Below are 15,742 nucleotides of genomic sequence, written 5' to 3'. Positions count from 1 at the left end.
GTTCAGCGGCCCGGCCATCGTTTACCTGTCCGGCATGACCAACGCCTCCGGCCTTCCAACCTATGCTGATGCTGTACGCGCCGGCGCGCAGCGTTTGCGCGCTGCGGGCATCGATGGCGCGGCGCAGGAAGCGCGCCTGCTGGTGCTCGGCGCGACGGGTCTGTCCGCGGCGGCATACATCGCCATCGAGCGTGATCCGATGCCTGCTGAGGATGCTGAGCGCTTTGAGGCGATGCTGGCAGAGCGCTGCGCCCGGCGCCCGCTCCAACACATTCTCGGCACGACATCTTTCTACGGTCTCGAATTCCTGTGTGATGGGCGCGCCCTTGTTCCGCGTCCGGACAGCGAATGCGTTGTCGAGGCCGCGCTGCACCTCCTGCCGGCAGGTGTGCCGCTGCGTGTTGCAGACCTCGGCACCGGCAGCGGGTGCCTGCTGGCAGCGCTGCTTGCGCACCGCCCGATGGCGCGCGGGGAGGGGGTGGAGGCAAGCCCCGCCGCTGCAAGTCTCGCACGCGAGAATTTCGCACGCCTTGGCCTCTCCGGCCGGGCGAGCCTGTTCGAAGGTTCGTGGACGGAGTGGGACGGCTGGCCGTCGGCAGACCTCGTCATGTCCAATCCGCCCTACATCGCGGCGGCGGAAATTGCCACGCTCGCCCCGGAAGTGCGGGCGCACGATCCGCTGTCGGCCCTCGATGGCGGGGCCGATGGCCTCGACGCCTATCGGGAGATCGTCTCGCTGGCGGCCCGGCACATGAAACCGGGGGCCTGGCTGGTCTTTGAAATTGGCCATGACCAGGATGCAGCGGTCCGCAAGCTGATGAGCGGCGCGGGATATACCATGATCGGGGCGGCGCAGGATCTGGGCCGCAACGACCGTGTCGTCTGGGGCCGTCGGCCGGCCGGTTGATACTTACATTTCCGCTTGGCGGCCAAGGCATTACAGGCTAGAAGAATTACGTGAATCGATAAAAGCGTCTCCGGATGGAGCCACTTCTCGGTCAGACACTCGCGCAAATTCGGGGCTTGGGCCAGCTAAATTGAAACGGCCAGCGCGACGGGAACTGCCTGCCAGAAACAGCAGGCGCATGAACATGGGACTGACTTCATGAAACGCTCACGCGGGCGCAACCGCCGGTCAGGCGGTAACAACCAGAACAATTTTAACAATCCGAACCGGCATTTTGAATCGGTCGGCCCGGACGTGAAGATTCGCGGCTCGGCCCAGCAGGTTCTCGAAAAATACCTGCAATATGCCCGGGACGCCCAGACCAGCGGCGACCGGGTCTTGTCGGAAGCCTATTTTCAGTTTGCCGAACATTACCAGCGTATCGTTGCCAAACAGCAGGAAACGCGTGACCGCCAGCAGCAGCAACAGCGCGGCGGCCGCGACGATCGCGACCAGTCCCGCCGCGACGACCGCGACACGTCCCGCAACGACAGCGATGACGAGTCTGCCGATGGCGGCGAAGAAGCCGAGACGGAAGCTCGCGTCGAGCGCCGTGAGGCTGAAGACGCTTCGTCCGAAGGTGGCGATGACGCCATGCGCGTCATCGATGCCGACGAGCCCGAGGCTGAAGCTTCCGACGATGGCGACAAGGGCGGCAAGGACGAGTCCCGCCGGGGCCGTGGCCGCCGCAAGCAATACACCCGCCGCGACAAGGACGAGACGGCTGCTGCCGATTCCTCCGATCCGGCCGAAGGCGTGATGAAGACCCTGTCACGTGGCCGCCGCAAGGCCGCTGACGAAGGCGCCGAAACCTCGGCCGAAGCGACCGAATAAGCGGCTTCTTATATCCGTAATTATGACCCGGCGCGCCTCTGGCCCGCCGGGCTTTTTTTTGGCTATGGCCATCGCGCCGCAGGGGAGTTGCATCCCCGCCACATGCTTCCCACATGAGGGTCAAGCCGGGAGGGTGCTGCCGCTGAGCGGGGCGAGGCCTCCCATGACCGATCTGCCTTCGAAAGGGGATAACGATGAATATTGAGCAATATACCGAGCGCGCCCGTGCGATCATCCAGGGCGCACAGACCGCAGCGCTCGCCGCCGGTCACCAGGTTCTGACGCCGGCCCACATCCTGAAAGAAATGCTGGAGGATCGCGACCAGATGGCCGTGAACCTCATCCGTGCGAGCGGCGGCCGGCCGGAACTCGCTGTGCAGGGCGTCGATGCAGCGCTTGCGAAACTTCCGAAAGTCTCAGGCTCCGGCTCGGGCCTGCGCCTTGAGCAATCTGGCGCCAAACTGTTCCAGGACGCCGAAGCGCAGGCCAAGAAGGCCGGCGACTCGTTCGTCACGACGGAACGCCTCCTGCTTGCCATTGCCGGCCTCTCCGGCGATCCGGCTTCGGACGTCCTCAAGAATGCCGGCGTGACTGCGAAAGCCCTCGAAGGCGCGATCGCCCAGCTGCGCCAGGGCCGCACCGCCGACAGCGCCAATGCCGAGGAAGGCTACGAGGCGCTCAAGAAATATGCCCGCGACCTGACCAAGGACGCGCGCGACGGCAAGCTCGATCCGGTCATCGGCCGCGACGAGGAAATCCGCCGTACCATCCAGGTCCTGTCGCGCCGTACCAAGAACAATCCCGTCCTCATCGGTGAGCCGGGCGTCGGCAAGACGGCCATTGCCGAGGGGCTTGCCCTGCGCATCGTCAATGGCGACGTGCCCGAAAGCCTGAAGGGCAAGAAACTTCTGGCGCTCGACATGGGCGCGCTGATCGCCGGCGCGAAATTCCGCGGCGAGTTCGAGGAGCGCCTGAAAGCCGTGCTCAACGAAGTGCAGCAGGCCGAAGGCGGCGTCATCCTCTTTATCGACGAGATGCACACGTTGGTCGGGGCAGGCAAGTCGGACGGCGCGATGGACGCGTCGAACCTGCTGAAGCCCGCGCTGGCGCGTGGCGAACTCCACTGCGTCGGTGCCACCACGCTGGACGAGTACCGCAAATATGTCGAAGGCGATGCCGCGCTCGCCCGCCGCTTCATGGCCGTCTTTGTCGATGAGCCGACGGTCGAAGACACGATCTCGATCCTCCGTGGCCTGAAGGGCCGCTACGAGGCGCACCATGGCGTGCGCGTGTCGGACGCCGCCATCGTCTCGGCGGCCACTCTGGCGAACCGCTACATCACCGACCGCTTCCTGCCGGACAAGGCCATCGACCTGATGGACGAGGCTGCCTCGCGCCTGCGCATGCAGGTGGATTCGAAGCCCGAGGAGCTGGACGAGATCGACCGGCGCCTCCTGCAGCTGAAGATCGAGGCCGAAGCGCTCAAGAAGGAAAAGGACGCCGCTTCCATCGAACGCCTGAAGGGCGTCGAAGAGGAAATCGGCGAATTGCAGGCGCATTCGGACGAACTCACCACCGCCTGGAGCGCCGAGAAGGACAAGCTGAAAGGCGCCGCCACGGCCAAGGAACAGCTCGACCGCGCCTATGCCGACATGGCCGAGGCGCAGCGTCAGGGCGACCTGGCGAAAGCGTCGGAGCTGAAATTCTCGACCATTCCGTCGCTCGAAAAGCTGATCCGGGATACCGAAGGCAGCGAGGATGGGGCCGGCGGTCTCGTCTCCGAAGTCGTGCGGCCCGAGCATATCGCCGGTGTCGTCTCCAAGTGGACGGGCATTCCCGTCGACAAGATGATGGAAGGCGAGCGCGAAAAGCTGCTGAAGATGGAAGACGCCCTGCGCAAGCGCGTTGTCGGCCAGGACCCGGCGCTCGAAGCCGTGTCGAATGCCGTGCGCCGCGCGCGTGCCGGCCTGCAGGATCCGAACCGTCCCATCGGCTCGTTCCTGTTCGTCGGCCCGACCGGCGTCGGCAAGACGGAGCTGACCAAGGCGCTCGCCGAATTCATGTTCGACGATGACACGGCCATCCTGCGCCTCGACATGTCGGAGTTCTCGGAGAAGCACTCCGTGGCCAGACTGATCGGCGCGCCTCCGGGCTATGTCGGTTATGACGAAGGCGGCGTGCTGACCGAATCTGTCCGCCGGCGTCCCTACCAGGTTGTCCTGTTCGACGAGGTGGAGAAGGCCCATCCGGACCTCTTCAACACGCTGCTGCAGGTGCTCGATGACGGGCGCCTGACGGACGGGCAGGGCCGCACGGTCGACTTCAAGAACACGATCATCATCATGACGTCGAACCTCGGCGCCGATGCGCTCGCCTCGGGTGAGGAGGGTGACATCTCCGCCGCCGCGAAGGATGCCGTGATGGGCGCCATCCGGATGCACTTCCGGCCGGAATTCATCAACCGGATCGACGAGATCGTCTTCTTCAAGCGGCTCGGCCGCGGCGAGATCGACCATATCGTCGACATCCAGATGGAGCGGCTCGAAAAGCTGCTGAAGGACCGCAAGATGAAGCTGGACCTGACGCTGGACGCCCGCAACTGGCTGGCGGCACGCGGATACGATCCGGTCTACGGCGCCCGCCCGCTGAAGCGCGTCATCCAGAAGGAGCTGCAGGACCCGCTGGCCCGGCTGCTGCTGGAAGGCCGCATCCATGACGGCGATACGATCCATATCGGCGTGGAGGGCGACCAGCTTTCCATCAACGGCGTGCCGAACGGCTTTGCCAAGGGCGCCGTGGCGCTCAATTAAGTCCCGCTGACTAAGGGCTTTTCGCCCGAATGCCCGGCGCAGGCGCGCTTGCCGCCTGCGCCGGTTCATATCTGCCACGGGTCATGTCGATACGGGCCATCTGTTCACGGAAGGCCTGCATGATCTCCGGCGTGTCCTGCAGGTTCCGGTTGGCCGGGAATTCCAGCTTCATCGGATCGAAGACCCGGCCGTTACGGCGGATCTCATAGTGCAGGTGCGCGCCGGTTGCCGTGCCTGTGTCCCCGACGAAGCCGATCATGTCGCCCCGGCGAACGGTCTGGCCCGGTTTGAGGCCGGACTTGTAGCCCTTCAGGTGCGCGTAGACGGTTTCGTAGCCATCCGGATGGTGGATGCGGACATACTTGCCATAGCCGTCGCCCCAGGCCATTGCGCCGATCACGCCGTCGCCGGCCGCCAGGACTTCCGACCCCTCCGGCACCCCGAAATCGATGCCCTTGTGCAACAGCTGTTCGCCCGACACCGGATGCGTGCGTTTGCCGAAGCCGGAATTGATCCGCACCCGGCCGATCGGATACCGGGCCAGCAGCTGCGAGTAGGACAGGCCGTCGGCGCGGTAAAAATCGGTGACGCCTGTATCGGCCGGCGTAAACCGGTACCAGCCTTCGGTCCGGCCCGGCCCGGTAAAGCCGGCAAAGAGGAGATCCTCCATGCCGAGGTCGTGGCCGTGTTCGTCCTCGCGGGCCATATAGACGAGTTCATAGCGGTCGCCCGGCAGGGCAACGCCGGTGCTGCGCGCGGTTGGCACGGGGCGCGCGAAAAGGTCCGACACATCGGCTGAGCCGCCATGCAAACGGATGGTTTCCGGCAGGCTGGTTGTCACGGCGCCGGAAACGAATTTCTGGCTGAGGCGGATGCGGGCGTTGAGCCGCGCCGGCGCAAATGCGCCATCGGGCTGGCGCGTCACCATGAAAGAGGCCCGCGGATCCGGGCGCACGCTGACTGAGACGAGCGGCCAGCGCGTATCCGGCTCTGCCTGTTCCTCGAAAAAGCCGGTGACGCTGGTGCCGGGGGGCAGGGGCTTGCGCTCGATGAAGCCGGCGTCGCGCAGCGCTTCGAGGGCCGCACTCGCTTCCTCGCGGGAGGCGCCCAGCACTTCCAGCACGTCAATTGCGCTGGCTGAGCGCGTGACCTTGCCGGAAAGTTCCACCGTCGTGCGCTGGCTGTCTTCCGGGCGTAGATCCGTGAGCAGGGTGGCCAGCACCGGACCGGCCTCGGCGGAAGACATTTTCGGCTGCACCATCAGGAACAGGCCCGCCATGCTGGCGATCACGCAAAGGGCGGCGGCCCATTCGGCCCGGTGCCGGCGCGCAAGGCGCCGGTCCACGCGTGCCGCGGTCCTGCGTCGGGGTTTGCCTTGCACAGTGCTGTTCCTTTCCAGCCTCTGGCCGGAATGGAGCAAAAACCACGCCATACCCGCACTTTCGCGGGTATTCGGGGCGTGCTGATTGTGGGTGAAACCCTAGGGAGACGGCGGATTTTCAGGCAGGGACACGGTTAACAGCGATGCGCCGGAACCCGCCCGCGCCGTGTCGATGGCCTGACGGGCGCTCAGGAATTCTTCGAGAATCTCCGGGCTTTCCGCCAGTTTCCGTCCCGTCGGCAGTTTCAGTGTCATCGCATTTACCGGCGCGCCCTTGATGTACACTTCATAGTGCAGGTGCGGGCCGGTCGAGGCGCCGGTCGAGCCGACATAGCCGATCACCTCGCCCTGGCGCACGCGCCGGCCGGATTTCAGGCCCCGGGCATAGCGCGACAGGTGCGCATAAGCCGTCTTGTAGCCATTGGCGTGCTTGATCACGATATAGTTGCCGTAGCCGCCCTTGCGCGCGGCCCACTCCACGGTGCCATTGCCGGCGGCATAGACGGGCGTGCCCGTCGGGGCGGCGAAGTCCGTGCCCTTGTGCAGGCGGGTGTAGCCTGAAATCGGGTGCTTCCGGTTACCGAAGGAGGACGAGATGCGGGCGCCATTGATCGGCGTCTTCATCAGGAATTTCGTCGCGCTTTCGCCGTTGAAATCGAAATAGTCGGTTTCGCCATCGTCGGACGACGTGAAGCGGTAGAAACTGCGCGTCAGGGCTTTTCCGTTGAGGCTGGCATACAGCAGGTTCCCGGTCTTCACCGGCGTGCCGGTCTCATCCGTAAAGGTCTCGTAGAGCATCTCGAACGAGTCGCCGGGGTGTATTTCCCTTTGGAAATCAACATCATAGGCGAATACTGAGGCAAAATCGACGACCTGCTGGTCGCCCGCGCCCAGTTTCAGCGCGGTTTCATAGATCGACGTCTCGATCGGCGCGGCCACGCGCTGGACATTTGCCGTCAGGCGCGCATTCAGCGCGGCGGCCGTCCATTCGCCGTCTGCGCCATGGGTGATGAACAGGTTGCGGCCGGGTTCCGCCTTCACGGTCAGGGCGCGCAGGTGGCCGTCATCCAGCACCGCTTCTGCTTCAAGGCCCGGCAGCAGGCGCCGCGGATCGATCAGCTCGCGGTCATAGAGGGTCTGAAGCGCGGCGGCGGCTTCTGTGGGTGGCGCGCCGAGGCGCGTCACGAGGCCGGTAAGCGTTTCCTTGCGCCGCAGCGCGCCGCTGATCCGGTCCGCTGCCGGCGCCGGTCCGGCAAAATCCGTGGCCGTGAGAAGGCGGGCCGCAAGCGGCGGTGGCGGAACGGCGGCTTCCGCCGTGCCGGGCCCGCGCTCGCCCGATGGGCCGGCAGCCAGCAGGCCGATGATGACGGAGAGCGAGCCAAGACCCGCGAGGGCAATCAGGCTCTTTACCCCATGCGAAAGGCCCCGGCGCTCTGGCGCGGGTGTTTCGGCCTGGTTCTGGATGTCCTGCGTCACGCAAGCTCCTCCCTCTTGATGCCGCCCCCGGCTTCCTGTCTGCAAGAACAATGCAGACGGACACGTCTTTGCCAAATTGTTATCGCGTTCGCCTGTTAATGATCCTGAAACGCGAACGGAAAGGACTCTTTGTTTCCGGCATGAAAGTAAGAACCAAATATTGCCGGATGCAAGCCGGGTGTTTCAGTGAATACGACAGATGACGGCATTTTAAGCGAAGAGTCTGCCGGAACAGGCGCGCGCCGATTCCGATGGCGGCATGTTTTTATCTTTGCTGTTCTTGCAGTCCTTGTGATTGCCGTGTCCGGCTGGGCATTGCGCAAATCCCTCGCTCAGCAGGCCCTGGCAAGCTGGTGCGAGGCGCGTGAACTCGTCTGTACGGGGAAATTTACCCGCCTTAGCATGGGCGGGGCGACCCTCGAAAACCTGATGGTCAGCGGCCAGGGGCAGACCGCATTAAAAGCGCCAGAAATCGGCGTAAAGCTAGGCTGGCCGGGCCTTTTCAAGCCCCGGCTGGAGGCGGTCTCTGCCGTCTCACCGGTTGTTCATGGGGTATTGTCCGATGGCCGGCTCAGCTTTTACGGGCTGGAAAGCCTCGTGAAGGGCGGCGCCGGCGGGGCGGGCGCAATGCCAGATTTCGGCATCAGGGACGGCCGCATCCTGATCGGCACTTCAGCTGGAGAAATCGGCGCATCATTTGCCGTGTCCGGCCCGCTGCCGCGCGAAGGCCGACTGACCCTCACGGTCGATCCGGCCCGCCTCGACACGCCTCAGGGTGCGATCGAATGGTCCGAAGGCGTGATCGATGTGGTGGCCGAGGATGGCCAGCTTCAGGGCGACATCACGCTCGCACTGGAATCCCTGGAATCGGACGACGTCTCGATTTCTCAGGCACATCTGTCGGCCGTGTTCGATTCTGGCACAGTTGCCGACGCGCCGGTCAGTCTCGTCTGGGACGGCGAAGTCGCGACCGCCCGGGCGGCCGGATATGCGCTGGACAGCGTCACGACCAGCGGCCGCGCCGCCGCCGGACAGCTCTCCAGCGCAAGCGTCGAGGACTTCCTCCGCTCCCTGACGGTTCTCGATCTGCAACTGTTGACCGGGTCCGTTGCAGGGCAGGGCCAGTCGGCGTCCTCGATCTCGCTCGAAACCTCGCTCAAGGGTAGCGGGGGCCTTTTTGAAGGACCGCTGGCACTCTCAATCGAGGATGCCGAGATCGGGCAGGGCGGGGCCCGCCGCCTTGAGGCAGAAGGCGTGGTTCGCCGCGACGAGTCGGGACGCCTCGAATTCAGCGGTCCGGTCAGTCTTGCCGCCGCGCATGTATCCGATGCGTCACGCAAGAAGTTGCTCGCATCGGTAGAGCTGCCCGCACCACTCTCCGCTCACGGAGAAAGCCTGAAGGCCGCGCTAAGCCGGGCGCTGGACGGCGTCGATGCGGTGCTGGATGCAAGGCTCCGCAAGGAGGGCTCTGCCTATACGGTGTCGTTCCTGTCCGCTACGAGAATGCAGGCAGTGTCCGGCCTTGCAGTGTCTGTAGAGCCTTCGGCCCGCGCTGACTGGTTGCGGTTCGGGCGTGAGGGCCTGTCGCTGGCAGGCAATGTCGCCATATCGGGCGGCGGCGTACCGCAGGCACGGCTGGCGCTCGATGCGTTCGACCACACGGGCGATGGGTTCCGGCTTTCTGCGCATGACATTTCCGTCCGCCCCTGGACCGCCAGTGGCGCAACCTTCGGCGCGGACCTTCCGGCCCTGACGATTGAGGGCGGCCCGGACTCATTCGCCGCCGCATCGCATGGGCGCATCACTGTCTCGGGAAAGGTGTTCGGCTTCCAGCTTGGGGCATCGGCCCTGTCGGGTGGCCTGCGTGCGGCGCGCAGCGACAAGGGCTGGCAGGTCTTGCCGGAAAACACAAATTGCCTGCGCTTCGAGACAGACGGCGTCGGCATCGGCGCCATCGACTTCCAGCGCAACAGCTTCGACCTTTGCCCGCAAGGCGGCGCCTACATCAAGCCGGGCCGCGCCACACCGGGCGGCCGGCTGGTCCTTGGCGATCTCTCCCTGCCATTCTCAGCAAAGTCCGTCTCCGGAACAGTCTTCCTCCCCGACGCAACCCTCGACTGGACATCGCAGGGCGGTCTCGCCTTCAGCCTCGATGCGCCGACGCTCAGCCTTCCCATGCAGGTCGGCGAGCGCACGCTGGGCATCGACGCTGCCGCACCCACGATGGGCTTTGCAAGTCGCAAGGGTGCGACGCCCCACCTGACCGCCGCTCTCGGCGGGACCGTCTTCACCGGCACGCTCGTGCCAGCGCGCGTTTCGGCGGAGCGGATTTCCTTCGATGGCACCAGCAATTCCGGCGGCCTGTCGGGCGACATTGCGGGCACCGGCGTCCTGGTCGAGGATTTCCGCGAAGATCCAATGTACCAGCCGCTGGCCGCGGACCTCACCGCAACGCTCGACCAGGGCCAGCTCATCGCCCGCGGGCCTTTCCGGCTAAAGGCGAATGACGTGCCCATCGGCGACTTTGCGCTCGACGTGAATGTCATGCGGCTCGACGGCACGGCGCGGGTCACGACTCATCCGCTCGATTTCCGCAAAGGCGCGCTGCAGCCGGTCATGCTGTCGGAGCGCCTGCGCGGTGTCTATACCGATGCCATTGGCCGCATCGAAGCCAAATCCGATGTCACGATCACCGGCGGAAAACTTGATGGCACGGCCAATGTCACGGTGTCCGGCTTCGGCTTCCAGACCACCCGTCTCGGCCGCGTCGAATCCGTGAACGGACATGTCGCCTTCTCCGATCTCTTCGCGCTTGAGACGGAGCCGGCCCAGGTGCTCACGATCGGCGGGCTCAATCCGGGAATCCCCTTGCGCAATGGCCAGATCACATTCGACTATGCCTATGAGACGGGCCTCGATGTCGGCTCGGCGTCCTTCCCGTTCTCGGGCGGAGTGCTCGCCCTTGCGCCGTTCCAATGGGTGCCGAGGGCGGAGACGCAGCATCTGGAAGTCACGGCGGACGCCATCGACCTTGCTGAACTCGTGCGCATCATGAAGCTGCCGAAGATCGAGGCCGAAGGCACCGTGTCTGGAAGCTTCCCCATCGAGTTCGTCGGCACGAAAGTCCTTATCCGCGACGCGCACCTGTTCGCGGATGCGTCGGGCGGCCGGGTCGCCTATCTGGGCGACGCCGCCGATGCGGCCGCGCAGTCGAACGCCAATGTCCGCATGGCCTTCGAAGCACTCAAGGATTTCGACTTTACGGTCCTCGAAGTCGGGCTGGACGGAAATGTCGCCGACCGGGTGACGATCACGCTGAAACTCGCCGGCAAGAGCCGCAAGGACATCACCTATGGCAATTCGGCCCAGATCGTCCGCGGCCAGCCCTTCGAATTCAACATCGCCATCGATTCCGCGCTGGCCGAGTTGTTCCGCTCCAGCCAGTTCTATACAAACCAGCAGAAGATCACCGATTTCGTGGTCAAGGAAGTGCTGACCGAGCGGGGCCTTGCGCCGCAGGAAGATGAATAGGGGCCAACGCCGGGCTCGATTGACGTTAAGCGCGGGCATGTCATGCTGGCGCCAGAAAAGGAGGCCCAACTGCCCATGAGCTTCAGAACCCCACTCCTTGCCGGCGCCGGACTCGCTGTGCTGGCGGCCTGCGTCCACACCGTGAAGATCGAACCGTCGGACAAGCCGATCAAGATAGATCTCAACATCACCCAGGAAGTCCGCATCATCCTCGACAAGCAAGTCGAAGACCTGATCGCAGACAATCCGGACCTGTTCTAGCGGAGAGAGGAGACAGTTCATGACATCCCTTCGCACTTTTGCCGCCGTGTCCGCCTTTTCGCTGGCGGCCCTGTTCGCGGCGCCGTCGGCCATGGCCGGCGATCCTATGATCGATGCCGCCATTTCGGCCGGCGAGGTCGGCGAGACAATTGACGGCCTGCTTGGCGTTGTCGGCCAGGCCGACCCCGCGCTCGTCCGCAAGGTCAACGAGATCAACAATCGCCGCGTCGCGAAATACGCCGAAGTCGCCGCCGAAACCGGCACCACGCCGGCCCAGGTCGCGCGCCTCACCGGCGAAAAGCAGATCGGACGCCTCGAAGCCGGCGAGTTCTACATGGACGAGTCCGGCGTCTGGAAGCGGAAATAGGCGCTTGCCGGATGGCTGGCGCGGGATAGGGTGGGGCGCATGTCTTCCCGCTCCGCCCTCATCGTCCTTGCTGCCTGCATCATCGGTGTGGCGGTCGTTCTGGCGATCGCACCGCGTTTCTGGCTGGGCGGCGGCGTCGGCAGCATCTCCTGGCATGGCTGGATCGCCTACATCCTCGGCGGCGTGGTAACACTGGCCCTTTCGGGCGGGCTTTTCATGCTGTCTTTCCATTCCAGCCGCACCGGAATGGACGATATCGACCGGCCGGAAGACACCTCCGGCTGAGGGCTGCAACCTGTCGCCGGTTTCACGCCGGGCTTGATTGACATGAGCGGCGGCGCACTCAATCCTGCCCCGCAATTCACACATGCACAGGGCTGGCCATGTCATCGATCGATCCCGCACGCCTGTCGGCGTTCATCGCGTCGCGTATCTGTCACGATCTCGTTTCGCCCATTTCATCCGTCACCAATGCGCTCGACCTGATGGACGAGCCGGGCGACCATGAAATGAAGGCACAGGCCGAGTCCCTGCTTCACGAAGGTGCCGAAAAAGCTGCGGCCCGCATCCAGTTCCTGCGCTACGCCTTCGGCTCCATCGGCCTCAATTCCGGCGCGGCCGACATCCATGAAGCCAAGAAGATCACCGAGGCCTTTGTCCGCAGCCACCGGCCGAGCGTCGACTGGGACATAAGGGCCGACCATCTCAGCTTCTCGCATGTCCGCCTGATGATGAACCTCGTCATGCTGGGCACCGACGCCCTGCCGCGCGGCGGCGTGGTGAATGTGCGCGTGCGCAACGAGGCAGGCGGTCTCACCATGGTGCTGACCTGCAAAGGCGACCGGGCGAAGCTGAAGCCGGACGTAGCGGCCGCTATCACCGGGGACGAGCCGTCGGAAGGCTGGCGCCCTGAAACCATCCAGCCCTATTTCGCCCGCATGATCTGCGACGGCCTGGACGGCGAACTCACCGGCAGCCAGGGTGAGGATCAGGTCATCTTCATGGCCACCGGCATCCGCGCAGAGGGCTGATCCCACAGCAGGGAACGCGGCCGGAAAGGTTTTGTTAACGGACTTCGGCGAGCGTCCGCGGAAACCTTTTGCTAACGGATGCCCCGGCCATGAAAACCTGCCTCATCGTCGATGACTCGCGCGTCGTGCGTAAGGTGGCGGCCCGCATCGTCAAGGATCTGCGCTTCCAGGTCAGCGAGGCGACCGATGGCGCCGATGCGCTCGCCCAGTGCCGCAAGCAGATGCCGGATGCCGTCCTGCTGGACTGGAACATGCCGGTCATGAACGGGCTCGATTTCCTCAAGGCCCTGCGCCGCGAAGAAGGGGGCAAAAAGCCTCTGGTCCTGTTCTGTTCCGTCGAGAGCGATGCCGAGCATATCGGCGAGGCCATCCGGTCCGGCGCCGATGAGTTCATCATGAAGCCGTTTGACGCCGACATACTCGAAAGCAAATTTGCCGAAGTCGGGCTGGTCTGAAGCAATTTCTTAACAAAAAGGACTGTACCGGTAACGTTTGCGGGCTCAAACGTCGGGCGGCGGAGCGAATCATGCAGGATGAGGTGTTTGATGAACTGGCGGATCTGGCCCTGAAAGGGTCAGGCCAGTCCATTCCCAAATCCAAGTCTTACCTGATCGAGGCGCGCCTCTCGCCGATTGCCCGCCGCGAGGGCTTCGGCACGATGGACGACCTCGTCCACTGTCTGAAATCGCGCGCGAACCCTGTCTTCGCGGCCGAGTGCGCCGCGGCGCTCGTGTCGAAGGATACGTGGTTTTTTCGCGACCGGGAGGTGCTGCAGCGCCTCGTCGCCGACATCCTGCCCGCGCGCCTGAAAGCCGGTAATACCGGCCGCCTCAAGATCTGGGTCGCAGGCGGCTCGACGGGCCAGGAAGCGCTCTCCATCGCCATGCTGCTGGAGGACGAGCTTCCGGCCTCCTTGCGCGGGGCGAAGATCGACATTCTTTCTACGGACATCTGCAAGGTGACGACAGACCGCGCCCGCGCGGCCCGCTTCGGCCATTACGAAGTGCAGAAGGGCCTTTCGATCCACCGCCTGATGAAGCACTTTACCCGCATGGAAACCGGCCAGTGGGAAGCCTCCGAGGCCCTGCGCAGCCGCGTCAGCTTCCGCCAGCACAACCTTCTTGAAAGCGCCGCCGGGCTCGGCAAGTTCGATGTCATCCTCTGCCGCAATGTCCTCTCCGGCATGGACCGCGCCGTGCGCTCCACTGTGGTCGACAACCTCCAGGCCCAGCTCAATCCGGGCGCCGTGCTGCTGCTGGGGCAGGGCGAGAGCCTGATCGGCATCACCGACAAGATGGAACCGGCCCGAGACCTGCGCAGCGCCTGGGTTGCCGCCGGCACCGCCAATCGCGACGCCGCCTGAGGCCGCACTCAGGCCCACACCTTCACAATTCGCGCCTGCGCCGCTATATGCGCGCCTCAACCAGCTGCTCCGGGCCTTGACCCCGGTGGGAGTGAGAGATGACCGATACACATGCGGCCGCCTGGACGGGCGGCCCGAATTCCCTTGGATTTGCGAAAGCGCCGGCTGACACGCGCGTGGTCGCCGCCATGTCGGGCGGGGTCGACAGTTCTGTCGTGGCCGCGATGCTGAAAGCCGAAGGCTATGACGTCATCGGCATCACACTGCAGCTTTACGATCATGGCGCCGCCATCGAGAAGAAAGGCGCCTGCTGTGCCGGGCAGGACATTCACGATGCCCGCAACGTCGCCGCGCAGATCGGCATTCCGCACTATGTGCTCGATTACGAGTCGAAGTTCCGCGAACAGGTGATGGAGGATTTCGCCGACACCTATCTTGCCGGGTCGACGCCGATCCCGTGCATCCGCTGCAATCAGACGGTCAAGTTTTCGGACCTGCTGAAAACCGCGAAGGATCTCGGCGCCGACTGCCTCGCCACGGGCCACTATATCCGCCGCACCGACGGCCCGGACGGGCCGGAGCTGCACCGCGCTGCCGATGCCTCACGCGACCAGTCCTATTTCCTGTTCGCCACGACGAAGGAACAGCTGGATTACCTGCGCTTCCCGCTGGGCGGCCTTCCGAAGACGGAAGTTCGCGAACTCGCGGACAAGTTCAACCTGCCCGTCGCTGCCAAGCCCGACAGCCAGGACATCTGTTTCGTGCCGGAAGGCTCCTATGCCGCCGTCGTCGAAAAGCTGCGCCCTGGCTCCGGCCGCGGCGGCGACATCGTGCATCTCGACGGGACGGTCCTCGGCCAGCATGACGGTGTGATCCACTATACGATTGGCCAGCGCCGGGGCCTCGGCGTCGCCACGGGCGAACCCATTTTCGTCGTCAAGATCGATGCGCCGAACCGCCGCGTCATCGTCGGCCCGCGCGAGGCCTTGCTGACCTCCGGCCTCTTCCTTGAAGAACTGAACTGGCTCGGCTCGGGCTCTCTGGAAGAGGCTGCGAAAGCCGGCGTTCGGGTGCTCGTCCGTGTGCGGTCGACCCGGCCGCCGGTGCCGGGCTGCCTCGGCTGGAAGGATGAGATGCCGGTGATCTGGTTCGACGATCCGGAAGAGGGGGTGGCGCGCGGACAGGCCGCCGTGCTCTACGATCCGGAAGGCGCGACGCGCATTCTCGGCGGCGGCTTTATCCGCCGTTCTATCCCTGCCGACGCACGGGTCGCAGCAGCCTGACATCCGGCCCGCGGCCCGCAAGCTTGCAAGCGGATGCGTCCAGCAGCGCTTTCACCTCGCTCAGTTGAAGATCGAGGATTTCCCCGATCTCTGCTTCGGAAAACCCATGCGTTGTGCGCAGCAAAACCGCGCGGCGCTGCAGGGGTGTCAGCCCGCCCAGCGGATTCTGTTTCGGGAAGAAGGGAATCTGCCGCCGGCTGACGGCGACGACCTGCCGGTCCACCAGGGCGAACAGCGAGACGGGATCGGGTGCGTCGCCAAGGTGCAGCTGAAGAATCTGCACCAATGCAGAATGAACGGCCAAGTCGCCCCGCTCCGCCGAGCCGAGTGCCATTGCCGCATAGGCGCGCACGACCTGCACGCTCTCAGAAATAATGTCCGCCCACATGCGGGGCTATATAGTGCGGGGGCGCGTCCGGTCACGTCACGGGATTCCGGTACAAATGCAGCTGGAACTGC

14 protein-coding genes are annotated in these 15,742 nt (G+C 64.7%); 11 read left to right on the top strand and 3 right to left on the bottom strand.

Translation table 11 applies throughout. The features are described 5' to 3' along the window. Positions 1-34: 34 nt before the first annotated feature. From prmC to clpB, 3 genes are all read left to right on the top strand, one after another. On the top strand, positions 35-907 hold the full coding sequence (gene prmC / locus R3C13_RS11650) for a peptide chain release factor N(5)-glutamine methyltransferase (RefSeq protein WP_371310997.1): 873 nt from the start codon (positions 35-37) through the stop codon (positions 905-907). 198 nt (positions 908-1,105) lie between these two features. Further along, positions 1,106-1,780, top strand: coding sequence for a DUF4167 domain-containing protein (locus tag R3C13_RS11645; protein ID WP_371310996.1), 675 nt, complete (start codon positions 1,106-1,108; stop codon positions 1,778-1,780). Between the two features lie 194 nt (positions 1,781-1,974). Next, a complete protein-coding gene (gene clpB, locus R3C13_RS11640) occupies positions 1,975-4,590 on the top strand; it encodes an ATP-dependent chaperone ClpB (RefSeq protein WP_371310995.1) in 2,616 nt (871 codons plus the stop codon). 10 nt (positions 4,591-4,600) lie between these two features. Here clpB and R3C13_RS11635 read toward each other — a convergent pair whose 3' ends face one another. Both R3C13_RS11635 and R3C13_RS11630 read right to left on the bottom strand, forming a co-directional pair. Continuing rightward, on the bottom strand, positions 4,601-5,935 hold the full coding sequence (locus R3C13_RS11635) for a M23 family metallopeptidase (RefSeq protein WP_371310994.1): 1,335 nt from the start codon (positions 5,933-5,935) through the stop codon (positions 4,601-4,603). Between the two features lie 135 nt (positions 5,936-6,070). Further along, entirely contained in the window at positions 6,071-7,447 is a 1,377-nt protein-coding gene (locus R3C13_RS11630; RefSeq protein WP_371310993.1) for a M23 family metallopeptidase, read from the bottom strand. A 300-nt stretch (positions 7,448-7,747) separates the two neighbouring features. Between R3C13_RS11630 and R3C13_RS11625 the strand changes: the two genes are divergently transcribed. From R3C13_RS11625 to mnmA, 8 genes are all read left to right on the top strand, one after another. Continuing rightward, positions 7,748-10,978 (top strand): YdbH domain-containing protein, encoded by a 3,231-nt coding sequence (locus R3C13_RS11625; RefSeq protein WP_371310992.1) that lies wholly within the window; start codon positions 7,748-7,750, stop codon positions 10,976-10,978. A 75-nt stretch (positions 10,979-11,053) separates the two neighbouring features. Next, the gene (locus R3C13_RS11620; protein ID WP_371310991.1) at positions 11,054-11,239 is read left to right on the top strand and encodes a YnbE family lipoprotein; all 186 of its coding nucleotides are present in this window, start codon (positions 11,054-11,056) and stop codon (positions 11,237-11,239) included. 19 nt (positions 11,240-11,258) lie between these two features. Continuing rightward, positions 11,259-11,606, top strand: coding sequence for a YdbL family protein (locus R3C13_RS11615; RefSeq protein ID WP_371310990.1), 348 nt, complete (start codon positions 11,259-11,261; stop codon positions 11,604-11,606). 39 nt (positions 11,607-11,645) lie between these two features. Next, entirely contained in the window at positions 11,646-11,891 is a 246-nt protein-coding gene (locus tag R3C13_RS11610) for a hypothetical protein (RefSeq protein WP_371310989.1), read from the top strand. Between the two features lie 98 nt (positions 11,892-11,989). Then, positions 11,990-12,637 carry a histidine phosphotransferase family protein gene (locus R3C13_RS11605; RefSeq protein WP_371310988.1) on the top strand — a complete coding sequence of 216 codons (648 nt, stop codon included), beginning with the start codon at positions 11,990-11,992 and terminating at the stop codon, positions 12,635-12,637. A gap of 89 nt (positions 12,638-12,726) precedes the next feature. Continuing rightward, on the top strand, positions 12,727-13,092 hold the full coding sequence (locus R3C13_RS11600) for a response regulator (protein ID WP_371310987.1): 366 nt from the start codon (positions 12,727-12,729) through the stop codon (positions 13,090-13,092). 71 nt (positions 13,093-13,163) lie between these two features. After that, a complete protein-coding gene (locus tag R3C13_RS11595) occupies positions 13,164-14,000 on the top strand; it encodes a protein-glutamate O-methyltransferase CheR (protein WP_371310986.1) in 837 nt (278 codons plus the stop codon). 98 nt (positions 14,001-14,098) lie between these two features. Beyond that, positions 14,099-15,283: a tRNA 2-thiouridine(34) synthase MnmA gene (mnmA, locus tag R3C13_RS11590; RefSeq protein ID WP_371310985.1), complete on the top strand. Its 1,185-nt coding sequence runs from the start codon at positions 14,099-14,101 to the stop codon at positions 15,281-15,283. On the opposite strand, the gene R3C13_RS11585 is transcribed toward mnmA, so the two are convergent. Beyond that, positions 15,249-15,635 (bottom strand): sigma factor-like helix-turn-helix DNA-binding protein, encoded by a 387-nt coding sequence (locus tag R3C13_RS11585; RefSeq protein ID WP_371310984.1) that lies wholly within the window; start codon positions 15,633-15,635, stop codon positions 15,249-15,251. The genes mnmA and R3C13_RS11585 overlap by 35 nt on opposite strands. Between the last annotated feature and the right edge of the window lie 107 nt (positions 15,636-15,742).

The sequence above is a fragment of the Hyphomonas sp. genome, from assembly GCF_041398385.1.
Lineage (GTDB): Bacteria > Pseudomonadota > Alphaproteobacteria > Caulobacterales > Hyphomonadaceae > Hyphomonas.
Note: the sequence above shows the minus strand (reverse complement) of the source record. Positions and strands in the feature narration are given on the sequence as shown.